This window comes from Nostoc sp. FACHB-888, assembly GCF_014696655.1.
Taxonomy (GTDB): Bacteria; Cyanobacteriota; Cyanobacteriia; order Cyanobacteriales; family Nostocaceae; genus Nostoc.
In genome coordinates this window covers 1-22,007 of record NZ_JACJQM010000054.1, presented here as the reverse complement: position 1 = coordinate 22,007, position 22,007 = coordinate 1, and the positions used below count along the sequence as shown (strand labels likewise).

The following is a 22,007-nucleotide window of genomic DNA, read 5'->3' as shown; positions in this document are numbered from 1 at the left end:
GACTCTAGCTATTTGTTTAGTTATCAAACTTATGTATGCTAATAAAAGGCAAGTAAATACATAAAAACTTTTAATGCAGTTTTTACTCAACCGTAGGAAGAAAAAAGTTTCCAAGTTTCAAGTTGCAGCGCTTGTATCGATATTACCATCAATACTACTTTTATCAGATATTAGTAGCGCAGGAAGTCGGACTGAATCAGTAGCGGTAAGCTGTTAAGCTGTTACGCGTACGCTTCTGCTTTCGCAAAGACAAACGGGGTACTCGTTGGGCTACCGATAACGTTACCATCTCGTGCTTTGTGTGGGACAAACGCGCGACTACACAACGCATTATTGTACGTCCCAAACCAGAAATTATTGGGTTTTACAAGAATCCAGAACAGGCTATTTCACAAGAACGGGCAGAAGAAATTGTTCGGGCGATCGCCGCTTAAGGAGTATATATGAAACAAATGACACTTTTTGATGAATCTACAACAGTTTTACCTGTCAGTTATTATCTCGGCTTTCTCACAAAGCAAGAAGCAAACGAACTTTACCAACATTGTCAAGAACTGCAATGGCAGCAAAACCAAATCAGGATGTTGGGTAAAACAATGCCTGTTTTGCGCTTAGAGTGCATTTATGGTGATGAGGGCTGTGATTACCTCTACTCTAAGAGCGTACTGCTCAAACCATTGCCTTGGACAGAAGCACTCTCCCTGTTGCGTGACAAGATTACTGCCTGACTTTTCACGGGATGTGGAAAAGAAAGAGTGGTTCGCGATGGATTATCGCGAACCACTTCCGATTATTTATTATATTTGGAAGTTTCTTCGACTAAATCTTTTAAACCCTGTCTGAGAGCCTCAATTGAACGATCTAAAGCTTCAATTTTAGTCCTTGCAGTAATTTGTTCAATGGCATCTATGTAAGCTTGACTACCAGCCTTACCTAAATGCTTGTACTTGGAAAGCTTGCCATCGCTCTGAGTCGGAAATATTGGTGTTGTAGCATGTAGTTTATAGTACCAATAAAATTCTTTACGCCCCAATGCTCTGTAACGAGCTATTCTACAACGTGGTGGCGCAACAGGCATTGAATTGTGTATGGCAGCGACTTCAAGTTCAAGACGCTCCAACATGTCGATAACTTTGTCTATACGCGATTGCAAATCCTCTTGGGCTATAGTTTTTCGGTCTTTCGGCATAAAATCAACTAACGCGATTCGCGACAAACAGTCGCGAACCATATTCCTCTCTAATAAAGGCGAGTAACTAAAATCAACATATTCATTTTAGATTTTCATGCAACAACCAACCTTGGCACAAGGTTTCTAATTCCAACCAACCTCGCCACAAAACTTGTATCCCAATGGGGCTATTCTTCCTGTGTTCTAAGTAACCTCCGAGACGTGCAATTGCTCTAATTGCCCAGTCAACTGTAAGCTGTATCTGCTTTTTTTGTTTGGGTGGAGTACTAGCAAGTAGCACGTCCATTTGTATTTTTGTTAACACCAATTCGGCTGAACTGTGCGGGGAATTCCGGTGTAAATAAGTCATTCGCAGTAATTGTGCCGCAATCACTGTTAAAAAACCTAACATTGTTGACATACTCTCCCCTGCCAAGCGGTAACTTTCCGCTTTACAACCAGATTTTAGTATTTTGTGATACTCTTCTATCCGCCAGCGATACGTATACCATCGAAGAATTTGAGATGCTTCTGCCTGTGTTGTTACTAACTCGCTTGTCAATAGCATCCACGTAATTGGCTCACATCCATCTGGCACATTAATCTCTGTTGCAAAGAGCGCGTAAACGTTAAAATTGCCTGACTTTTTTAACCGAGAAGGAGGATTTATTGATATTGGACAATACCTGACCTCCAAGGTGGCAGTTCTTTCTTTTCGCTTTTTAGTTTCAGGTAAAAAAACCTCTTTGATAAACTGCACTTTTTGGGATGTTACATACTCCCATAAATAAGAGCTTTCTCCCGATAAACAACGATTGTGAGGCCCATAATCATCTCTTTTTTCTAAGATTTTTTTATAATCAAGATAAGTTGTATCACCTACAGCTAATAGAGTTGTCGAGAAATAGTGACTAAAATCGCTGAAAGGCTTAGGGAGTCTGGGTTTCAATAATTTTGGTCAGAAATCAATAAAAAGCTTGCCACAAGCAGATTTCAAGGATTTTTGAGCTTATTACCCAACAAGTCTAATACTATTGGTATGCCATAAATTTCTAGAGAAGTCTGCTTAAAAGATGGTTGGGTCAATTTCTCAAAAGTTGTTTTGGGGTTACAAAAGAATTCGTAACCACGTTTTAGGTCACTAGCGCTTTGAAATATTTGTGATAGAGGCTCACCATATTTTACTTTTAAAGCCTCCGCAATTAACACTGCTCTGTTGGTCAGACGTTTGTCACCAAAATCACAATTGCGGTACGGGTTCGCTTCTAATAGTTTCATTTGCACCCCAAAATACTACACTACAAGCACCTTACATTAGAGGACGCAAATCATCTTAAGTTCAAAAATTGGTTCGCGATAGTTTATCGCGAACCAATTCCCTTTTCCACATCCCGTGAAAAGTCAGGGCAACCGACGAGGCGGTTTCGGCAATGCGCTTCGCGCTAATCGCTCAGTATTCATTTACTATTCTCCAATGTTGATAGTTGGATCAGATTGGCTTTGCACAGAAGTTCAGCAGATGCCTAGTAGTCTGGCAAGTCAACTTTGCTAGGTGAGACATCCGGATATAACCGTCCCATTTTTTTGCGTGCATCCGTAATTTTAAAGCGCCAATTTACACTTGCTTTACTGGAATTGCGATCGCTCTGCCAAGAAGCGATTTCTTGAGATAGTGTTTGAACGTCAGCAATTCGTCTTTCTAAGCATTGACGTGCTAAAACGGATAACTCAATCTCAACTTGATTTAGCCAACTCCCATGCTTAGGCGTGTAGTGAAATTCTAGTTTTTGGACAATTCGACGTGCTTATCGACGGTGGAAAGAATTTGTACAAAGCAGCTGGATTATGTGTGTTGAGGTTATCAACTACCAGACGAATTGACTCGGCTTGTGGACAATGAATATCTACTAAATTCTTCATTTGTAAAGCAAAATCTTTTTTCGTTCTCTGTTGTGTAACCTCAATATGCCGCCAACCTTTATGAGGTTCAAAAATTGCAAATAAATTGACACTCCCATTGCGTTTATACTCGTAGTCATAACGAAGAGGTTGCTCTGATTCAGGTGGTAACGGTTCTCTAATATCCTCTAATAAAGGATATGGGCGGGGAGCATCCACTTTTGGCAGAAACACTCAAATAGCAAGCAAACCATTGAGATAAGCACAACGAACAGAAAGAATTTGGTTGACACTCTCAACATTCAACTGTGCGCCAGAAATTTTAATCCTAGCGCCAATCTGTTTAATCGCAGACTCAACCGCGCCAGAACCAATAGAACAAAGTCGTTCAGCTTGGTAATAGCTGTAGTTGACAATGCGGGAGCAATGTTTTTCAAGATAGGCAATGAAGTTCTTAGCTTGTTTGCCCCGACAATGTTCAAATAAAGCTTTAGCTTTTTCTACTTGACCATGCCATAAAAAAGTTTCAGCAGCTTTGAGCCGCTTTAGAGAACCACCAACTTTATAAAGATTTTCCTTGAGATGATACCAATCTAATATTTCCCAACGCTGAAAATTCTCAAGTTGACCAAACTCTTTGACCAGATTCCACACGCCATCATGACCATCTCCCAAACAAACTAACGGGTTAACCAGACGTTGACTATTAACATAATCAACTAATGATTGATCTTAATCGCCCCTATCAACTACAAGCGATGCCGAAGGCAGGCAACTCTTAGAGACGCAAGCGATTGCCCAGCCTACCAAATTCAAGCGTTCGCCTTTGGCGTCTCGTAGAGAGGAAAACCAACAGTGATCGCTCCCCCACAGACAATTGTTACAAAAGAGCTTGGTCATCTCATAACCCTGTTGTGTCACTTTGGGAGAAGCCAATGCCTGAAAGCCTGAAATACCCGAACATTATCAACCATTGTGGAGTAGCGGCGGTGATGTAACTGCATTGCATAGTGTTTAACACCAAATAATCAAGACTGTACCATTAGTAGTTTTATCTTGAAGCTTCGATGTAGATGAAGTAATTGTGCAGAAGGAAACTAGGAATATCGGTTACTTCTTCGATATTTGTGATGAGGGTAATGGTGCAGTAGAAGCCATTTTCACAGATTTTCCCAAGTTTGCAGGCGCAGCTTATGCTTTACCTAGTGAATGTCGTTGTGACATGGGTTGTCCACGATGCTTATATTCAACTGCTTGTCCTCAGCAAAATGAACCACTGCTCAAGGATGTAGGTTTGTTCTTGTTAGAGGTTATTAGCCAAGCTGCACTCAATTCTCAAAATTCAAGTTCAATTTTTGGTGGTTAATTCACGCTAAATACTAGAGGCAGCACTTGCTCAGAATGCAACAACCTGCGACCCCAGGGCGGCCGCATCTAAATTACTCTTGATCAAAACCAAAGTTGAACATCAACGATAAAATCAGCATTTACTGCTTAATTTACTTTTAGAGACTCAAAGCGATCGCTAAATATTTTCGCAATAAGAGGAGATTAATGATAAAAGTACAAGTTCTATTGAGAATAGACTAGTCTTGTTGACATGATGCGGCCGCCCTGCCTGCGACCCTATGTCACAAACCTGGATGTCACGACGAGAGACAATTTGCAATACCAGCCAGACCTTGACCTTGCATTGTTAACCTGGCAAATAAAACATTAGCGAAATAGCTGGTGGGTATATCAACCGTGCTTTTAATTAGCAATAGAAATCACTCCGATCAAGTACCACTTCACCGTAATCTGGCACCCAGGCAACCCAGGTCACTGGTGATTCCTGGCAGAGCAACTTGGCTTCCTCAAAGGCATAGTTACTGGGTGGTTGGAGCAACTTTACCCAGGTATCTCGGTTGTACGTGATGTGGCAGACGGAGTTCCAACCTGAAGTGATCTGGTTTGCCAGAGTCGGGGCGGTCGAATTAACCGAAACTGTTTGATGGGACATAGGCTTTCTGTGTCTGTAATCTATTAAAACTTGCAAGCATTACTCTCTTCAACTAGACCAGAAAGAGTAAAATAAATAATTTCTGTATCTATATTTACAAAATTGGGGGTAAATAGCTCAATCACCCGGAATAAATTAACAAATCCTGACATAAGAGATAATAAATCCTGATTTATTGCTTCTGATGCTGTTCAAAATTCTGGTTATCCTGCTCTGGGAGCCACCGTCTGGACGGGTGGCATTTGGTGCTTGCCATTAAGTCCTATACTGGCAGTCAGTAACAAATAATTTACTGCTAGCAGAAACATAAATTTGTGACTGATAACAAACCAACCGATTACGCCGCAATTATTCGTGCTGCCAACCAAACCATTCCAGAACCCCCCGAATGGCTGAGTGCAGGTAAATACGTTTACTCGCCGGAATATGGAGTTGGGGAGGTAATGGCAGTATTAGGGAGACGGTTGATTGTTAAGTTTGTTGAAGAGGTTAAGCCAACTCAATTTGGGGATTGGGAAGAAGCGATCGCTTTGGGGTCAATAAAATTGAGTAATGCTAATTTAGTTTCCTCGACAACATTTCTTGAAGAGAACAACGCCGCAGTCACAACAATTGTAGAGCAGATTCAACAAATCCCCCAGGTAGTATTTCAGTCTGTAGCGCAAGAACTGATTGCAAGCATTAGGGCAATAGATATCAAAAATGCTAACCAAGGAATAATTCACCCCCTACCGGGCGATTTACCACCTGCTTTACGTTTAGCGTTACAGAATAACGGTATCACCCGGATTTATTCTCACCAATTAGAAGCTCTAACAAAGTTACGTGCTGGGTTTGACTTGAGTATCACTACGCCTACAGCAAGCGGAAAGACTCTGTGCTACAACTTGGCTATTCTGGAATCATGTATTAAGCAACCGCAAACAACAGTACTGTATATTTTCCCGCTTAAAGCATTAGCTCTTGACCAAATGCGAAAATTGCAGTCGCTTGTTAAAGCAATGCCCAACAATCGCCTCAAACTCGCACTGATGACGGGAGATACGCCAACTACTGAGCGGCAGCGTTTTTTTATCCCCAATCCTCCAAACATCTTGGCAGTCAGCCCTGACCTATTGCATTACTATCTTTATAATGTGCGTCGTCGGGATGAGGGAGTTGGGTGGCGACAGTTTTTAAGACAGTTGCGCTACTGTGTAATTGATGAAAGCCACACTTATATTGGTGCTTTTGGGGCACACTTTGCCAATCTCATGCGACGGCTAAGGCTAGCAGTTGATGCGGTTGGTGGTAATTCCCAAAGACTGCAATTTATTTGTTCTAGTGCCACGATCGGAAATCCTCAAGATATGGCATTGCGATTTAGCGGTAGAACCCATCAACCCCAAAGATTACACCTGATTGAGGATAGTGGCGCTCCTCATCAAGGACGTACCTTATTATCTCTTGCTCCAAACAATACAGCTAATGTTGAAGCTACTAAAATAGTGATTTCCTGGTTGCAGCATAACCTGAGTGGGATTGTCTTTTGTAATTCTCGTGCAGCTGTCAAAGGTTTGCTTGGGTTAATCCAACGAGAAACACAACGCATTGGATTAGGTTATTTAACCAGCAAGGTAGCAGTTTTCTACAGTTCCTTAACGGGCGATCGCCGTAGCGAGATTATTCAAAAATTGCAAGGTGGACAAATCAAAGTAATTATTGCAACTTCTTCCCTAGAAGCAGGGATTGATTTACCTGAACTAGATTGCTGTCTAATACGGGGATTTCCAGGTAGCCTAATGTCATTTTGGCAACGAGTTGGTCGAGCCGGACGCAAACAGCACGGACTAGTGATTTATCTGCCATTGGGACAAAACCCGATTGATGTATACTACGCTCGGCATAGCGAAAAGTTACTATCAGGAGAAGTCGAATCTGCTGCATTTAACCCTGACTACCCAACAATTTTAGGTAAACATTTAGAATGTGGTTGCATTGAAAGTAGTTTAACTTTAAGAGAACTCAATACTCGTTTTGGTAAAGCATCTGGTGCAGTTGCAGATTCTCTTTTACAACAAAACAAAATTTTCTTAAGTGGCAATGGTAAGCTTTGGGGAAGAGGCTATCCTCACAGGGATATTAATATTAGAAGCAGCACTCAAAAGTCAATTTCTCTAATTAACAAGCATACGGGCGAAATTTTAGAAAGTATGTCGCTGCCGTTAGCCCATCGAGAAGTATTTCCCGAAGCCATATATATGGTGCAAGATGAAAGTGGGCAATTAATAGCATACCGTAGCGAAAGCCTAAATTCAGACAAAGGAGAAGCAATACTAACTTTTCCTAGAAAAGTTACAGATTTATTTACGGAAGCGGAGTCGGAATTAGATATTCAACCACTTTCTACCTTGGCAGAATCTAAAATCATCCCTACTAATATTAAAGATGCACGGTTACGTTTAACTCTTGTCTGGGGAGAAATTACGAATTCTGTTATTGGTTATAGATTGATGAAGCGTACCTACGGAATGACTTGCAAAAACCAACGTTGCGCTAATTATAAAAAACCACTTGAAGGAAAAAGTTGTTCATTGTGTAAGCAGGCGCTGAATGCAGCAGAAGTGACAAAACTTCAAAAAGAAATAGCGTTTTCAGAGGCATACATCACAAAATACCAAGCGCCTTGCGTACTAGTAGAGTTAAATGAGCCGTTACAGAAAGTGCTACAAATAACTGTCAATAAATATAAACAAGAAATTATGACCGCCAATGGAGGTGAGATTCCAGAACTTTATCAATCATTATGGAGTAGCAGTGCTGAAATGACGACACTGCATAGTATCCAACACCAGATAGTTAAAGCTGTACCTCTGGTAGTTTTATCCTCCAGTTTGGATGTAGATGAATTGGCCATACAAAAAGAAAGCAGGAACATTGGTTACTTTTTTGACACCTGTGAAGGTGGGAATGGGGCAGCAGAAGCTATTTTCTCCGACTTCACAAAATTTGCTGCTGCATCTTATGCTTTAGCAGCCGAATGTGATTGTGAAGCTGGTTGTCCAAGATGCCTACATTCAACGGCTTGTCCACAGCATAATGAACCATTGCATAAAGATGTGGGTTTGTTTTTGTTAGATGCAATTAGCCAAGTGAACCAAAAGACTTAAAACCGAATGGCGCTAAGATTCTTGTGAAACCCCGTCAGGGCTATCTTGTTGGAGGTAGGCTTACAGGTTCGTGGCGTAATCTATGAATATTTTCCTAGAAAGCGCAGAAATAGATTGCATTCTCATCAACTTTCTGCATTTTTCCCTTCACAGATGCAACGACGCTGTAAGCTTGACCTTCATAACCAGGTTGCCAAAATACAATCATGGGTGCTGATTTAGGGCTAGCCTGAAAAGCGCCAATAGGGAAAGGTATTCCTGGTGTACCGTCAAATTTAGGAAATTTGGTTAGTTCTTTGGAAAATCAAGATAGCGGTGATGATAGCTCCAGCGATCGCAGTTAAGATTACAAGAGTTCTCCACAATGGCTTCATGTTGCGACATCTGTTATTGCAGGAAACCACAATTCTTTTCTGCACTGAACATTTATTAGCGATTGTTTTCTCAAGTTATGTAAAGTCAGAACAACAGCCAGTAACTGTGGAATTAGATGTAGCGAGTTAGGATTTTTGTGCTGGCGACTATTAACCAGTCAACTTAATCACACTTTGGCGGACTAAATAGCAAAGAAGACATAGATTTTAGTCGTTAAAATTTTGTGTTTTGAGCAATTCATAGCGGTCAACAACTAAAGTTGTTACCGTCGCAACTAAAGTCACTGCAACTAAAAGAGCGAGGGCAGCCAGAGTAAGTTCATCGGGGGAAGTTATCGGCTGCGCCCGCAATGCTTGCCAACTAGCAATTCAACCACTGCAAAACTGTAGCCCTTACTATTCTCAAGACAGCCAAGTTTACCTTACACAATAAACAAGGGCGAACTATTAGATATCAATAAATAATGTTGAAACGTCGCACAATACTAGTTGGTTTAGCTGCGCTTGGCTTAACGTTAGGTGTTAGTACACAAGTTCATGGACAATCTACTAGCAGCCCAGAAGCTTGGCAAAGTGTCTACAATGAGGCGGCTGCTGGGGCAACAACGATAGTTACAGTTCCACTTTTGAACTCCTTTTCATCATCTACCTTGCAAGTAGTCTTCAAATTGGCAGGTTATTGGGGTGGTTAAGGCCATACCTTGTTAACTAACTGGGAGCAATTGAACCAAATGAATTATCTAGTTTAATTGCGTAGGCGCAGCCCGCCTTCTCTACGAGACGCTCCGCGTAGCAAGCGGCATCGCTTCCTCAATAGCCTTATATCTCTAACAAGAGTGCCGTGGCAATGGTTGCTGATGTATATCATAATGCTGCCGATGCAATGCTTTTTTAAGAAACGGTAAAAACTTACTTGACCAGAGTACCTATTTTGTCTTAAAGTGTCTTGTACTTTCTTGATATTGTCTTAATAATTATTTTTTTAAAAAAACTAAAACTTCATATTCTAAAATAGAGTTTACGTTTTCACTATTATTTTAGAGAAACATATTACTTTGCTTCATGATCTCTTAAATTAAAAGTCATTATTGATACCCATGTAGTAGCAGATTAAGTGATTGATATTAGAGAAGTAGTTGCGAAATCTAACTTGTCTAATATTATGAATAAAAAATGGGCTGCTAAACGACTTACAATCAATCTCACATCAAGTGAAGCAGAGAAGTTGGAAAAATACTGCTCAAAGACTGGCAGACCAGCAACCGATGTAATCCGGGAATTAATTCGCTCTTTAGCAATTGAAGAAGTACAAAATGCCAGTTAAGAATTTATCTAGGGTAAGTTCAAGGGTTTTTTCTTTCCCTTTTCCCCAAAATCTGACAAGTATTAAATCAGTGAACAGTGAACAGTGAACAGTGAACAGTTATCATAGTTTCAGTCGGAGATTTGACCCCGACTGAAACACGCCATTTTTAGAAATGGGAGACTCTAACTCCCAACGGAAAAATTAACTGTAACTGATAACTGATAACTGTTGAAACTACACCTACCAGCGCATTATTAACAAAGCAAAGCTCCTGAATCGACAAAATTTCAACAGCAGTAGTAGCTCAAAATGATTGAACGCTGATTAGGTGTATGGAAAGGGCTGGCAACTTTTTTTAGCTGGCATTTAGTAAACCGCATATAAAATAAAGCCCTGGATTTTACTAGGGCTTTTAACTTGAAAACTCGATTTTCACCCAAAAATATTACTTGTTATTAATCCTGAGTCAAGTCGCTTCTCGAAATTCAAAATTCAAAATTCAGAATTCAAAAATAAAGACAATTAGTGTTAGCTCTGAACTCACCACTCTCTTGTTGACCGCCAAATCAGAGATTGTAGCGGGGACAAGAAAATAACGAATTAATTAATTCAAAATTATTTTTATTCTTCATTTTAAATTTTGAATTTTGCATTTTGAATTTCATTAAAGGTGATAGCTCTCCTGCTGGTACGATGAAAGTGCTTTGCGGCTTGGATTACCACCGAATGAATTAACCGCTTTACCGCTTTTGATAAATCCATTCACGCCCAGCTTTTGCTGCTGCTTCAGCACTAAAGTAAATCGGATACTCAATAAACACCATGCCATCGGGGCTAATAATCCGAAACTGCCAGCATTTACCCAGAGTGTAAAATACGACTAAAATACGAGAGTGAATACAGACAACTGAATGAATCTTAGTAGTAGTCATGGTACTGTGCAGTTGCGCTTGCGGAACATTAGTGAAGCAGCCATTCTCATAATGAGAACAGGTATAAATACGTTTTAGTGAAACTAACTGGTCAAGCCTAGTTATGAATATTCTTAAAAACTTTTTAACATTAGCACTTTTTACAACTAACTTAAGTATGAATAATAGTCTATCTTAAGTTAGTTTTTGTAGGTATGTACAGCAACTAAGCTGTTGCTTATAGTTGAAAATAGCTTTCTATAAGGGGAGTACTTAAACATGAAGAGTTTAAGTACTCTTTATCTAAACTAGGATTTAGGCACTGTACAGATTAAGCATAATGTTGCTGTGAATTTCGGCTTTTCAGGCGTGTCGGTTCTAGGGCAGGTTCAAATAATTTGACTACCAGATGCTGAGGCAAGCCGTTAGAAAAGCCACTGTTGCGGGAAAACTGAAAGCAAGACCCTGTGTTGAGAAATCTTATTGTCATTCCTCATCCGAATGCTGCCAATTATAAAATTACACAGCAGGAATGGCATTGTGTGCATAAAGAAAAGCCAAGCGATCGCTTACTTCAACCTATTTGTTAGACTACATCTACCAAACAATGACCACTGGTTATTTCAAGGCAACCCCAAGTATTACCGCATCATAGACGGCAACCGCAAATTTGAGCAGATGCCCTGCTTGCAACGCGCTACGCCAAAGACATGGCTCCTGGTGATGGGGTACTGAGAAAGGAAATCTGGAGATAAGGCGGAGATATATGCGATCGCAGAGATTATTGAGCCGCCCAAAATTATTGTTAACCTCCCTGACATTGGCTATTGGATAGATACCAGCCGTATTGGTGTTAAATCTTGTGCCAAGATTCGATTTACTAGTAAGTTGTTAGAAAAGCCTCTTATGAGGGAAAACTTAAAACAAGACACTGTGTTGAAGACATTGGCTGTAATTCGTCAGCCGAATGCTACCAATTACAAAATTACTCAGTAGGAGTGGCAGCGTTTTCATGAGTTAAAGGGATAGAGCCGCTTGCAGTGAGAGTTAATCCGCTCTTTGACTGTTACAGAAACACCAAATACAAATTGAATCTTTATCAAAACAATCGGGTCTAAAACCTCGCCTTTGAAGGCGAAAAGTTTTGTCACGGGGTTAAAACCCTGTGATAAAACGTAATTGCGAATTGCGAATTGGTTTATAAGAGCATTAGGCTCAAACTCATTAAATAAACACTCTTAGATAAATATTTATTATGCTCATCCTTCTTTCCTTCGTAATTCAGACTGTTTTACCAGTACTTACGACTATTTTTGCTCTTTTAGTCCCTGTATTGGGTACTCTTATTAATTTCACATTGACTCGTATCCCAAAAATTTCTTCCTCTTCCTATATTCGCCTAATAAAAATTTTATATTCTGATATTAATTCATCTGCGAAAGAGCGCAAAATTATTAACGCAGCACTTTTGTCAATTGGTAGTATCGTAACTTTTATGGCTTATTCACTTATCCCTTGGACTGGTGTCCCCTTAATTGGTGCTGTTACCAGCCCAATTGCAGCTGCAATCGCCCTTGTAGTTGCCCTAGCCGTTTTAGACACGATTTTTGCTATCAACAAAGGTTATTATCTAGAACAACTTAGGAAAAAGGATTTTGCTGGACTCAATGAAATAGAAGCTGATATTCATGATTTGAAAAAAATTTTTGGCAACTCATGGCAGAAAGTTGTAACTACTATTAATGATTCCTCCCAAAAAATTTATGAAGAAGGTAGTAGACGCGGCATCAACTTTAGGGATAAATCTTTCCAGAACTACCTTGACCATGAGTTAGATGGATTAAGTGTATATATTGGTAGAAACTCAATTCAAGAGTATCAAGATTTCAATACGAATTCATTAAAGCAAAATAGCAACGATAGTTGGTTAAAAGATACAGTTTCTTTAAGCACAGGTGCATCTTTGGGCGCATTGGCTGGTCTTGGAAGTTCAGCAGTTGCCTCATCAGTACTTGTACCAGCTAGTATGTGGACAGCTGTCCAAGGCTTTTTTGGAATATCAACGGGTATAGTTGTTAGTGCATCAACATACACATTACTGACGCTTGCAGCTCCTGTTGGGCTAGGAGTGCTGGCAACCATAGGAATTTACAATGGTTTGGCAAACTTGAGCAATAAAGAAGAAGCCGCCAAAATGAGTAAGTTTTTATCAGAAATTATTATTGCTGCATTACCAATGGCTTGGATAGACGGTGAGTTAGCTGAAGAGGAGAAGGATACGGTAGATAGGTTAATAACTACTTACGGTATTAGAAAGGAAGAGCAATCTCTAGTTTGGAAGGCTACAAAAGAACATAAAACATTTGACCAAATTATAGAAACAAGTATTCTTTTCGATAATGAACATCGAGACAAAACTTGTAGCCAAAGCAATAAAGAGCGGCTGAAACATCGCCTGATTTTATGTGTAGCTTGGGAAATAGCTATTGCTGATGGAAAAATCTTAGGATCAGAATTGCAACTTCATAACCGTATGGCAGATAAATTAGCTATTTATCGTGACGAGGTTAAGGAAATTCGTAGGGTAATAAATCTTAAGCATAAGGGCGAACTTTTGGAAGTGGCAGAAGTAATAAAACCAAACGGTTCAAAGACTAAATTATTAAGAGGTGTTCGTGAACAATATCGTCTGCGACCAGCTGCTGATAATCTTTACTAATAGAAGATGCTGATGTTATATTTCCTTTATTTACAGCGAAAAGTGGGTATGTCACGGTTTCAGTGCGCCCAACTTTTTAAGACAATACTTCAGGGTGATTTATGAACAAAGGCGAACTAGTAGATGCTGTAGCAGCAAAGACCAACATCACTAAAAAGCAAGCTGATGAAGTAATCACTGCTTTTTTATCAGTCGTTACTGAGGCTGTAGCTAATGGGGATAAGGTAACGCTCATTGGTTTTGGGTCATTCGAGCGACGTGATCGCTCAGAACGCGAAGGGCGTAATCCGAAAACCAATGAGCCAATGACTATCGCAGCGACCAAAGTGCCTGCATTCTCTGCTGGGAAGTTGTTTAAAGAAAAAGTTGCACCCTAATCAATACAAATGTATTTACTTTGACTTGAGCTTCTTCCTTGGCAGTCCACAGAACATGGTTGCTGGTGATGGGGTGTTGAGTAAGGAAATCTGGGGATGGAGTTCGTAAGATTTGAGAGAAAGTCGCACATGGCGTAATCTATAAATATTTTCCTAGAAAGCGCAGAAATAAATTGCGTTCTCATCTACTTTCTGCATTTTGCCCTTCACAGATGCAACGACGCTGTAACCTTGACCTTCATAACTAGGTTGCCAAAATACAATCATGGGTGCTGATTTAGCGTTAGCCCGAAAAGCGCCAATTGGAAAAGGTATTCCTGGTGTACCGTCAAATTTAGGAAATTTAACAGGCTCAGGGTCGCCACCTTGCATATATGACTTTTTCTCCACTGCATTGTAAGCTATCCGAGAATTGATTAATATACTTAAGCGCACTTGGTCTTTACTTTGTTTCTGCATCACAACAGTTGCTCCCCCAGCCTTCCAAGCGCGTGCAACTGATGGTTTGCGTTTGTTTACAGGTAATACGCTCGTAGGAACTTCAGATAAATTCAACGCTTGGAAAGTCAACGATTTTGCTTCTTTGGCTAGGTTCAAGGGCAAAAGCCAAATAGGCCCTAGGGCAAAACGTTTAGCTGCGGTAAACGTTGCCATTTTTGTTTTATTATTATCACAACCAAAAAGTTCTTCTTGAGAACGACGAAATTTTACCTGTTGTTTGATTCCTCCAGCGATACCAACTAAAGATGTACCGGGTTTGACTTGATCCCATGCATTTGAGAAAAGTGCAACCTGGGCATCCGCATTCACAGGCAGCAAAGGCAAAAATGGTACATTTTTGTTTGCTGTAGTTGCAAAACCTAACCATCCTGTCATTGCTGACTGTGGTGGTATGGTACTGTTTGCTTGGGCTACTGAGGTTTGTGGTTGATTAGCGCTCGCCTGTAAAGCTTGATTTTTGGCAAAGGATTTATACAAAACCGAAGCGCCAGACATTAATCCTACTAATCCGCAGATAACAAATAGCTTGAGTTTTTTTTGCATTGATTATGAAACATTGTATTGTTCAATTTTTATACTAAGCAGTCGTCATAAATTGATTTTTTTTGGCTACGTTGTAGTCACCCACAAACTGCTTCTATAGCAGCTATCAACTTGCTAGCTATAAATAATGCAAAAAATTACATAACTTTGTTTCGCCTTATTTAAGAAAGTAGTTTAAGATGAACTGGAATTTATTTAAGCTATCGCTGACGGTTCATTCGGTAAGCAATCAGAAAATCACTGATCTACTAACAGGTTGTCCCCACTTCTATTCCAGTTTTGATCACTCTTTTTGATGATTCGCTGTAACACCTGCCTTAGAACAGTGGGATGGAAAAATACACTGGGTGCTTTAAGTAGGTGCATCACTTCTAAGAAAAGCTTGTGGATGTCAGGGCTTTGGGCAGCCAGCAGCAACACTTGATCTAGATAGTACTGCATGAGTTGCGTCATCCAATTGGGTCGTCCGCCCACAGTAGTATGCCAGCGAAAATCTTCACCTGTTGCCATTAGCCAAGGGACTGCAATTATTTTGCTAAGTTGTTGTTGAAAGCTTCGGGATAGACCAACTAAATTTCCGTCAGCATGGCGGGATAATTGCTTACTCAAAGACTCATCTAACGTCAATGCACCTAAAGCCGCAGTAGTCATGCCTTGTCCATAGACGGGATTGAAAGCACAAACCGCATCACCTATCACCACAAACCCTGACGGTAATCTCGACAGTTTTTCATAGTGAAGCCAGCTATTTTCCGTGCGGTGATAGGCAATCAGAGGTGAAATGGCTTTGGCATCTAGTATTGCTTCGTAGATAATTGGATTACGTAAGCTACAAGCAAAGTTTAAAAACCCAGCTTCGTCAGTTGGTGGATAATCTCGACCAATTCCAGCAAGTGTAACTATCCAATGATTTCCTTCGACCGCAGACATTACACCACCGCGTGTGCCTGGGGCTTTTGCCGTTACCAATGCACCCTGCCAATCAGTCGGAAAGTTTTCTGGAAGTTCATATGATACTGTTGGCGAAAGTGTTACAAACGCATAAACAAAAGTGTTACAACTAAAAGCCCCAACGACAGATTGGACGTTTCAGCTTAAGTAATACTTGAAAACACAACTATGTATTATATTCGCCAACAGTATCGTTCATATAAGCGACTAGCATAGCCCAAAAAGGAATTAATTACAGTTTCTTTGGGTGGTGCATAACCCATTGCTTCTAACCACCCAGGAGCGAGAGAATTACGTCCGCTAGCATCTACTACTAAATCAGCAGTGAAATCTGTTTGTCTAGGAGAGTTATTTTGCCTCTCATCAAATTTTCGGCGTACCTGCACACCCGTGACCTGAGTTTTGTTGGGGTTAGACAGCAATCCAGTAACAATTGCTGCTTGTACAAATACAACACGGTTATTAGTAGCTAAACGACGGCGGATAATCCATTCGAGTAAGTTCCGACTTAAACTGTAGACGTTCAAATCGGAATTAAAGCGGGGTGTCCATCCTCCTAAGCCATACCACAGGTAATCAGCACTGGCGTTAATGGCGACTGCGCCGGATGCCGCTAATTCAGTCTGGATACCTGGAAAAAGCTGTTCTAAGATATCCAAACCCCGTTTGAGTAAGACGTGGAAATGATGAGCTTGGGGTACACCAGGACGCTGTTCTGGTTGAGCGCTCAAATGATCGCGTTCGATAATTGTTACCCGGTTAAAGTATTTAGTCAGCACTTGCGCTGCTAGCAGTCCAGCGATACTTCCCCCAATGACAAGAGCGTGGCGTTCGTTTGGTTGGGTTATAGTTGAATCAACATCTAATATCCATTCCATAGTTACAGACTCTCATCTGAACATACAACAGGTGATACTTCAATTATCCATAACGTACCAGTATCTCCGGTGCGATGCCACCGACTCATGGCGGGTACGCCCTCGCCCCCATTCAAGCGAGGATGCTCCAGCTATCGCCCTCATCCCCCAGCCCTTCGCCCAAGCCAAGCATTGGAATGTGCCGCCCTTTTTCAAAGAGAAAAGCTCTTTGGGGGGATGGGGGAATAACTGTTAACTGTTGACTGACAAGGTAGCAGTACTAGCTGTTTGAGGAACTGGCTTGATTGAGAAGGTCAGTAGCATCTTGGTCGAGATTTATATTGACAGCTTTGATGATATCGTTGAGTTGCTCAACTTTTGTTACACTAACAATAGGAGCGGTAATGGTAGGATTAGCAATGAGCCACGCCAGAGAAACTTGGGTGGGAGTAGCATTATAAATCTTGGCCACTTCATCCAGTGCCTCTAGAATTCGCAAACCACGAGGGTTTAAATATCTTTTTACAGAGCTACCACGCAGACTAATAGACAAATCTTTTTCTGAGCGATATTTACCAGAGAGAAAGCCACTGCACAGAGAAGAATAGCTAATCACACCAATTGAGTGTTCTTGGCAAATTTGTTGTAAATCCTGCTCATAACCATCTCGGTCATACAAGTTATAACGGGGCTGAAGGCTTTCGTAGCGAGGATAACCATGCTGACGGCTAATTTCTAATGCCTGTAATAAACGCTCTGCACTATAATTTGAAGCACCAATCGCACGTACTTTTCCTTGACGAATCAATTCTGCGTAGGTTTCAAGAGTTTCTTCAAGTGGAGTGCTTTCATCGTCGATATGCGATTGATATAGATCAATATAATCAGTTTGTAACCTTTGCAATGAGTCTTCAACAGCTTGTTGAATGTGTTTACGAGAAAGCCCTTTGCCTTTTACACCCATATCGTTGCCAACTTTCGTTGCAATCACCACTTGGTCACGATGACCACGAGAAATGAGCCATTTCCCTAAAATTGTCTCAGACTCTCCACCCAGATTTCCTGCAACCCACTTTGAATAAACATCGGCTGTGTCAATAAAATTACCTCCAGCCGCTATAAAGTGATCTAAAATCTCAAATGAACTATTTTCATCAATTGTCCAGCCAAACACGTTGCCACCAAAAGATAGTGGTGATACTTCTAATCCTGAACGTCCAAGTTTACGTCTTTGTGTAATAACCATAAGTTTTCTTTCAAGACAGTTTTAGAATTACTTGTGCCAACTATAAAGGTTTCCTCTAAGAAACTGAAGACGGCGATGCCAAAGGCGGGCTACGCCTTACGCTAGCCATAGTTTAGACCGGGGCACACCTGTATTGGTACAGCAGACTTTGGGGCATACATCTAACACCCTACGCTATATCCACACTTTGCAAGCGCTTGTCTCTAGTTCTGGGGGAAAGAGGGCGATGGGCCAATACAGTTTTTTTCTTTCCCCCTGCCTCCCCTGCTCAAGAACAGCCTGCCTTAACAGATAAATTTGCTTAACTAAACCTATTGGACGATGGGCTACGCCCCGCTTGCAAGAGCGATCACATCTATTACATACATCGTCCTATTTGATTATTCAATGGGTCATTGACTTTTCCTCTAAGAATTTCTTTGGTTATGTGATACTTGCTTGATAGTGGTGCGATGGCGTAGCCGCCTAATTCAAGTGCGATCGCTCATCCGAATTTACCAGTCGTTTGGAGACAGTGCTTCAAGGTCACAGTTAAAGCAGCATAATTCTTAGAGGAAACTTATATATGGGTTATGATAAGCGATCGCCCCCTAACCATGACCAACATCCACAACCTCGGCATGACCGATACCGAATATACCCAGCTACTAGCCCAAGGCTACGACCCCAACCTAGAACACCAGTTGGTTGAGCTTGGCGAGAGCTTAGACCAAGCCAGGAAGCTAGCGCGAATAGTGGGACTGACCAAAGACAAAGCACCCCAGACAGACGAGGAGTGGGAAGAGTTCATGGCAGTGTGGGAGGATAGTTACGATGGTTCTCTTGGAAAGTGAGCGATTGCCCTTACTTGATTCCTAGAGAAAAAGTTTTGATTGACAGTCGAATCTGGAAATCGCTCTTGACACCAAGCGATCGCTGGTTAGTCTGGTGCATAAAAGATACCACTGTAGGAATTTGTCTGCTACCCTTCTAAATACTCTGTTACTGCTGCCAAATCTGACATTGCCCGATTCAGGCGATTTAGCATAGCTTCGGCTACTTCTGGTTGAGCGCTGATGGTTTCTAGTTTTTCCCGAATATGACGGTCTAGGGCTTCTATCCACAACGACAATTGTGTGTGGCTAACTGCCGTGAGTAGTCCCATATTTCTTAACACAGCTAAATGAAACCCAAGTTGGTTTTGTCCACCATAGCCCAGGTATCCGTCCCAGAGTTCTAACTTTTCTGGAGTAAATTCTTCATACTGCTCAAATGTAATTCCTGCTCTTTCTAGTTCGGGTTGTGGCAGTGGAGGTTGAGAGTTAGTCATAGTAATGTTTACAATAACTGATATAACCCTTACTTACTACTTTAAATTCAAGAGCGCATCTATATTCAGGGCGGCCGCATCATGTCAACAAGTAAAGTCTATTGAGAATATACTTAAAAATAATGTCATTAACTCTTGCTTATTGCGAAAATATTTGGCGATTGTTTGGGGCTTAAAAAATAATCAAACGCGAAATCCTCATTTTTTCGTTGGTTTTTAACCTTCGTTGTGATCAAGAGTAATTTAGATGCGTTTGCCCTGCATCTATATTGGGGTGCAACTCGTGCGATCACATCCCACCTTATTTTTTAGCGATGGACTGATACTCGCTTACCTGGGTCTTGCTTTCTTACCCAAACCAAAAATTTCTGCATTTGCGGCTCATTTTTGAGCTTGTTTAGTGTGTTGAGTTCAAGGGCCAACAGTTTATTATCAAATAAAGCATGAATCTGTCGATGACAGGCAGAACAAATATTTGCTGTTGGGCCTGGGTCTTGTTTTTTGCGTTTGGTATTTTGTCGCGGAACCAAGTGATGGACAGTCAAAGATTCCATCTCTCTTTGGCAGAGTTCGCATTGCTGTTGTAGATTGTTAGACACCTGATAAATGATAAACCCTATCTAATATCATAGCGATTACTAATCTAGGGCTAATCGACTCAACATAAAACTGCCCTGGAGTTAATCCAGAGCAGTTTTTAATAGAAGTAAATTATATAGGAGACTCTTATTGTTGTCCCCGGTTTATCCATAATAAGTACCGTTATATAGTACTATTCACCTCAATTTTCGTACTTTACGCAAAAAAGGAATAATCTTGAAGTTGGCATTACAAAATTTAGAAGTCACCACAAGCCACCGCATCATAGACAGCATCCGCGACTTTGAGCTTCTTCTTTGGTGTATCACAGGATGTGGTTGCTGGTGATGGGCTGCTGATGAGCGGGAATCTGGGGATAGAGGAAGTAGCGTAGGCAGCCCGTCGTAGACATCGCTCTTATGAGGTTAGTCCATCGTCTCTCAAATCGATTGATTATCCCAAGATTACCGAAAGCCCTGTTGGCGTGTTGGTGGAAAATCTGGCGCGAAGATTCGGTTTGGGAGCTTTTGTGTTAGAAAAGCTACTGCTGAGGGAAAACTGAAAACAAGACCCTGTTTTGAAGACTTTGATTGTAATTCATTAGCCGAACGCTACAAATTACACAACAAAATTGGCAACGCATACATGAGTTAAACTAATAGTATTTTTGTACTATTTATTGACAAATAAGTACTCGGTGCTAAAATTTTTGAACAAAGTCAGGGTAAGTTGAGTTGGTAATTTTTTAGAAATGAAATTGCGAAAAAGCAATCTAATCAGGGATTCTCATGCAAGATTTATCAAATATTGACTTATTTTATGCTTATTTAGACTTAGAAATTAATAGTGAAAAGAATATATACCGCATAGGATTGGTATCTCTAAATTTAACAAAAGATTTTTATCAAGAAAATCTAAATCAAGCTTACGAAGAAATAAGAAAGTTGAAAAATAGTAATTTAGCAGTATGCGGTCACAACTTCCGCCGCTTTGATTACCCTTATCTGATTGAGCAAGAACCTCAATTATCTTCTTGGCACATAATTGACACTTTAGAACTATCAATACTCGCTTTCCCCCTACAGCATTCCCATAAGCTAAATAAAGACTATAAGCAAAGTGAATATTCAAGTAATAATCCTCTAGAAGACGCACAGGCAACTCGATTATTACTTGGTCAACAATTAGAAGCACTATTTAAAAAGCCTGATGAAGTACAACAGGTATATATTTGGCTCCTGACTTGTGGTTGCGAAGATGCAGACCTTGCATATCAACAATTTTTCAGCGATCGCCTTGGTTTGAAAATTGAACAACCCGCCATAGAAATGCTGCCAGAAACAATGTTAAAAGGAATAAATCAATCCTATTTGCAGCAGTTATGGTCTAGTCCGCAAACTTATAATTTTGAGACAAGATTATGCGTGGCGGGATTACTGGCTTGGAACTATGAGTGCAATGTCAATGAATCGAAGCAGGTTTTTTGTGATTGGCTCAGACATTTAAATAGTTTTCAAGCTGTACTTGAGAATTTGCGTCCTTTAAGTACAGATGAATTTGCTATCAGCTCTTACTTGGAATATTTTGAAATTCCCAGTTTTCGACCTTTGCAAGAAGAAGCTGTGCAAGCAATTATTAATAATGAGCGTCCGCTTGTTCTCATGCCTACTGGCGGTGGTAAATCTTTATGCTATCAATTACCAGCTTTCATGTTCCACGAAAGGCACAAAGCGCTGACTGTTGTCATTTCACCGCTACAAGCATTAATGGCAGATCAGGTAGCAGATTTAGAACAAGCTGGTTTTTTCTTTGCCACTTTTATCAACAGCAATCTCTCAGCAGCAGAACGTCGTCAGCGATTATCAGAACTGCGTTCTGGTTCCAAAGGTTTGCTGTACATCAGCCCTGAGCAGTTACGCTCAATGAGTATTCGGGCATTGTTAGAACAGCACCCTCCGGTTCTTTGGGTGATTAGACCTCTTGCAGAATTGATTTTGTGTTATAATGATTGATTTTCTTAATCTGAATGGGGTGAGATAACTAAAAAGATTGATGCCTGGGGTATTTATAGCGATAGTTGTAATCGCGGAACGTCTGACAGAAAAAACATCAC

At 40.7% G+C, this 22,007-nt stretch carries 23 protein-coding genes and 2 pseudogenes; 12 read left to right on the top strand and 13 right to left on the bottom strand.

Translation table 11 applies throughout. The features are described 5' to 3' along the window. The first annotated feature begins 299 nt into the window (after positions 1 to 299). Together H6G26_RS43880 and H6G26_RS25480 are read left to right on the top strand one after the other, a co-directional pair. The gene (locus H6G26_RS43880) at positions 300 to 434 is read left to right on the top strand and encodes a hypothetical protein (RefSeq protein WP_277883918.1); all 135 of its coding nucleotides are present in this window, start codon (positions 300 to 302) and stop codon (positions 432 to 434) included. A 9-nt stretch (positions 435 to 443) separates the two neighbouring features. Further along, the gene (locus H6G26_RS25480; RefSeq protein WP_242053865.1) at positions 444 to 728 is read left to right on the top strand and encodes a hypothetical protein; all 285 of its coding nucleotides are present in this window, start codon (positions 444 to 446) and stop codon (positions 726 to 728) included. Positions 729 to 790: 62 nt separating this feature from the next. On the opposite strand, the gene H6G26_RS25475 is transcribed toward H6G26_RS25480, so the two are convergent. From H6G26_RS25475 to H6G26_RS25450, 5 genes and pseudogenes are all read right to left on the bottom strand, one after another. Then, complete coding sequence (locus H6G26_RS25475) at positions 791 to 1,189, bottom strand: hypothetical protein (RefSeq protein WP_190732395.1); 399 nt, start codon at positions 1,187 to 1,189, stop codon at positions 791 to 793. Between the two features lie 82 nt (positions 1,190 to 1,271). Further along, the gene (locus tag H6G26_RS25470) at positions 1,272 to 2,120 is read right to left on the bottom strand and encodes an IS4 family transposase (RefSeq protein ID WP_190732393.1); all 849 of its coding nucleotides are present in this window, start codon (positions 2,118 to 2,120) and stop codon (positions 1,272 to 1,274) included. Positions 2,121 to 2,164: 44 nt separating this feature from the next. After that, the gene (locus H6G26_RS25465) at positions 2,165 to 2,449 is read right to left on the bottom strand and encodes a transposase DNA-binding-containing protein (protein WP_190732391.1); all 285 of its coding nucleotides are present in this window, start codon (positions 2,447 to 2,449) and stop codon (positions 2,165 to 2,167) included. A gap of 483 nt (positions 2,450 to 2,932) precedes the next feature. After that, positions 2,933 to 3,304 (bottom strand): transposase, encoded by a 372-nt coding sequence (locus H6G26_RS25455; RefSeq protein WP_190732389.1) that lies wholly within the window; start codon positions 3,302 to 3,304, stop codon positions 2,933 to 2,935. After that, positions 3,305 to 3,802: pseudogene (locus tag H6G26_RS25450) on the bottom strand (ISKra4 family transposase); the annotation flags it as partial. Positions 3,803 to 4,148: 346 nt separating this feature from the next. Between H6G26_RS25450 and H6G26_RS42810 the strand changes: the two are divergent. Further along, a pseudogene (locus H6G26_RS42810) lies at positions 4,149 to 4,436 on the top strand (hypothetical protein); the annotation flags it as partial. A 390-nt stretch (positions 4,437 to 4,826) separates the two neighbouring features. On the opposite strand, the gene H6G26_RS25440 reads toward H6G26_RS42810, so the two are convergent. After that, positions 4,827 to 5,072: a hypothetical protein gene (locus H6G26_RS25440; RefSeq protein ID WP_190732387.1), complete on the bottom strand. Its 246-nt coding sequence runs from the start codon at positions 5,070 to 5,072 to the stop codon at positions 4,827 to 4,829. A 314-nt stretch (positions 5,073 to 5,386) separates the two neighbouring features. Between H6G26_RS25440 and H6G26_RS25435 the strand changes: the two genes are divergently transcribed. The 4 genes from H6G26_RS25435 (at position 5,387) to H6G26_RS25420 (ending at position 9,919) form a co-directional block, all read left to right on the top strand. Next, on the top strand, positions 5,387 to 8,221 hold the full coding sequence (locus H6G26_RS25435; RefSeq protein WP_190732385.1) for a DEAD/DEAH box helicase: 2,835 nt from the start codon (positions 5,387 to 5,389) through the stop codon (positions 8,219 to 8,221). A gap of 315 nt (positions 8,222 to 8,536) precedes the next feature. Next, positions 8,537 to 8,725: a hypothetical protein gene (locus H6G26_RS25430; RefSeq protein WP_190732383.1), complete on the top strand. Its 189-nt coding sequence runs from the start codon at positions 8,537 to 8,539 to the stop codon at positions 8,723 to 8,725. 334 nt (positions 8,726 to 9,059) lie between these two features. After that, a complete protein-coding gene (locus H6G26_RS25425) occupies positions 9,060 to 9,287 on the top strand; it encodes a hypothetical protein (protein ID WP_190732381.1) in 228 nt (75 codons plus the stop codon). A gap of 470 nt (positions 9,288 to 9,757) precedes the next feature. Further along, positions 9,758 to 9,919 (top strand): ribbon-helix-helix protein, CopG family, encoded by a 162-nt coding sequence (locus tag H6G26_RS25420; RefSeq protein WP_190732420.1) that lies wholly within the window; start codon positions 9,758 to 9,760, stop codon positions 9,917 to 9,919. A 722-nt stretch (positions 9,920 to 10,641) separates the two neighbouring features. Here H6G26_RS25420 and H6G26_RS25415 read toward each other — a convergent pair. Next, a complete protein-coding gene (locus H6G26_RS25415) occupies positions 10,642 to 10,833 on the bottom strand; it encodes a hypothetical protein (RefSeq protein ID WP_190732379.1) in 192 nt (63 codons plus the stop codon). A gap of 519 nt (positions 10,834 to 11,352) precedes the next feature. Here H6G26_RS25415 and H6G26_RS41820 point away from each other — a divergent pair. The 3 genes from H6G26_RS41820 (at position 11,353) to H6G26_RS25400 (ending at position 13,908) form a co-directional block, all read left to right on the top strand. Further along, a complete protein-coding gene (locus tag H6G26_RS41820) occupies positions 11,353 to 11,547 on the top strand; it encodes a hypothetical protein (protein WP_199327083.1) in 195 nt (64 codons plus the stop codon). Between the two features lie 520 nt (positions 11,548 to 12,067). Next, positions 12,068 to 13,531 carry a TerB family tellurite resistance protein gene (locus H6G26_RS25405; protein WP_190732377.1) on the top strand — a complete coding sequence of 488 codons (1,464 nt, stop codon included), beginning with the start codon at positions 12,068 to 12,070 and terminating at the stop codon, positions 13,529 to 13,531. A gap of 101 nt (positions 13,532 to 13,632) precedes the next feature. Then, positions 13,633 to 13,908: an HU family DNA-binding protein gene (locus H6G26_RS25400; protein ID WP_190732375.1), complete on the top strand. Its 276-nt coding sequence runs from the start codon at positions 13,633 to 13,635 to the stop codon at positions 13,906 to 13,908. A 153-nt stretch (positions 13,909 to 14,061) separates the two neighbouring features. Here H6G26_RS25400 and H6G26_RS25395 read toward each other — a convergent pair whose 3' ends face one another. From H6G26_RS25395 to H6G26_RS25380, 4 genes are all read right to left on the bottom strand, one after another. After that, on the bottom strand, positions 14,062 to 14,952 hold the full coding sequence (locus H6G26_RS25395; RefSeq protein ID WP_190732373.1) for a hypothetical protein: 891 nt from the start codon (positions 14,950 to 14,952) through the stop codon (positions 14,062 to 14,064). A 237-nt stretch (positions 14,953 to 15,189) separates the two neighbouring features. Further along, entirely contained in the window at positions 15,190 to 15,921 is a 732-nt protein-coding gene (locus tag H6G26_RS25390; protein WP_190732371.1) for a hypothetical protein, read from the bottom strand. A gap of 155 nt (positions 15,922 to 16,076) precedes the next feature. After that, on the bottom strand, positions 16,077 to 16,781 hold the full coding sequence (locus tag H6G26_RS25385) for an FAD-dependent monooxygenase (RefSeq protein WP_190732369.1): 705 nt from the start codon (positions 16,779 to 16,781) through the stop codon (positions 16,077 to 16,079). 259 nt (positions 16,782 to 17,040) lie between these two features. Then, positions 17,041 to 18,006 carry an aldo/keto reductase gene (locus H6G26_RS25380; RefSeq protein ID WP_190732367.1) on the bottom strand — a complete coding sequence of 322 codons (966 nt, stop codon included), beginning with the start codon at positions 18,004 to 18,006 and terminating at the stop codon, positions 17,041 to 17,043. A 572-nt stretch (positions 18,007 to 18,578) separates the two neighbouring features. Here H6G26_RS25380 and H6G26_RS25375 point away from each other — a divergent pair. Continuing rightward, positions 18,579 to 18,839 (top strand): hypothetical protein, encoded by a 261-nt coding sequence (locus H6G26_RS25375; RefSeq protein WP_242053864.1) that lies wholly within the window; start codon positions 18,579 to 18,581, stop codon positions 18,837 to 18,839. A 128-nt stretch (positions 18,840 to 18,967) separates the two neighbouring features. Here H6G26_RS25375 and H6G26_RS25370 read toward each other — a convergent pair whose 3' ends face one another. Both H6G26_RS25370 and H6G26_RS25365 read right to left on the bottom strand, forming a co-directional pair. Next, positions 18,968 to 19,315, bottom strand: coding sequence for a hypothetical protein (locus tag H6G26_RS25370; protein ID WP_190732364.1), 348 nt, complete (start codon positions 19,313 to 19,315; stop codon positions 18,968 to 18,970). Positions 19,316 to 19,623: 308 nt separating this feature from the next. Next, positions 19,624 to 19,914 carry an HNH endonuclease gene (locus H6G26_RS25365; RefSeq protein WP_347242503.1) on the bottom strand — a complete coding sequence of 97 codons (291 nt, stop codon included), beginning with the start codon at positions 19,912 to 19,914 and terminating at the stop codon, positions 19,624 to 19,626. Positions 19,915 to 20,682: 768 nt separating this feature from the next. Here H6G26_RS25365 and H6G26_RS25360 point away from each other — a divergent pair. Then, positions 20,683 to 21,906: a DEAD/DEAH box helicase gene (locus H6G26_RS25360; protein ID WP_242053863.1), complete on the top strand. Its 1,224-nt coding sequence runs from the start codon at positions 20,683 to 20,685 to the stop codon at positions 21,904 to 21,906. Positions 21,907 to 22,007: the final 101 nt, after the last annotated feature.

Coding starts and splice junctions, on each gene's coding strand:
- H6G26_RS25475 (WP_190732395.1), bottom strand. CDS start 1,189: ATGCCGAAAGACCGAAAAACTATAGCCCAAGAGGATTTGCAATCGCGT.
- H6G26_RS25465 (WP_190732391.1), bottom strand. CDS start 2,449: ATGAAACTATTAGAAGCGAACCCGTACCGCAATTGTGATTTTGGTGAC.
- H6G26_RS25415 (WP_190732379.1), bottom strand. CDS start 10,833: ATGACTACTACTAAGATTCATTCAGTTGTCTGTATTCACTCTCGTATT.
- H6G26_RS25425 (WP_190732381.1), top strand. CDS start 9,060: ATGTTGAAACGTCGCACAATACTAGTTGGTTTAGCTGCGCTTGGCTTA.
- H6G26_RS25395 (WP_190732373.1), bottom strand. CDS start 14,952: ATGCAAAAAAAACTCAAGCTATTTGTTATCTGCGGATTAGTAGGATTA.
- H6G26_RS25375 (WP_242053864.1), top strand. CDS start 18,579: ATGATAAGCGATCGCCCCCTAACCATGACCAACATCCACAACCTCGGC.
- H6G26_RS25400 (WP_190732375.1), top strand. CDS start 13,633: ATGAACAAAGGCGAACTAGTAGATGCTGTAGCAGCAAAGACCAACATC.
- H6G26_RS25385 (WP_190732369.1), bottom strand. CDS start 16,781: ATGGAATGGATATTAGATGTTGATTCAACTATAACCCAACCAAACGAA.
- H6G26_RS25480 (WP_242053865.1), top strand. CDS start 444: ATGAAACAAATGACACTTTTTGATGAATCTACAACAGTTTTACCTGTC.
- H6G26_RS25380 (WP_190732367.1), bottom strand. CDS start 18,006: ATGGTTATTACACAAAGACGTAAACTTGGACGTTCAGGATTAGAAGTA.
- H6G26_RS25360 (WP_242053863.1), top strand. CDS start 20,683: ATGCAAGATTTATCAAATATTGACTTATTTTATGCTTATTTAGACTTA.
- H6G26_RS25370 (WP_190732364.1), bottom strand. CDS start 19,315: ATGACTAACTCTCAACCTCCACTGCCACAACCCGAACTAGAAAGAGCA.
- H6G26_RS25420 (WP_190732420.1), top strand. CDS start 9,758: ATGAATAAAAAATGGGCTGCTAAACGACTTACAATCAATCTCACATCA.
- H6G26_RS25405 (WP_190732377.1), top strand. CDS start 12,068: ATGCTCATCCTTCTTTCCTTCGTAATTCAGACTGTTTTACCAGTACTT.
- H6G26_RS25440 (WP_190732387.1), bottom strand. CDS start 5,072: ATGTCCCATCAAACAGTTTCGGTTAATTCGACCGCCCCGACTCTGGCA.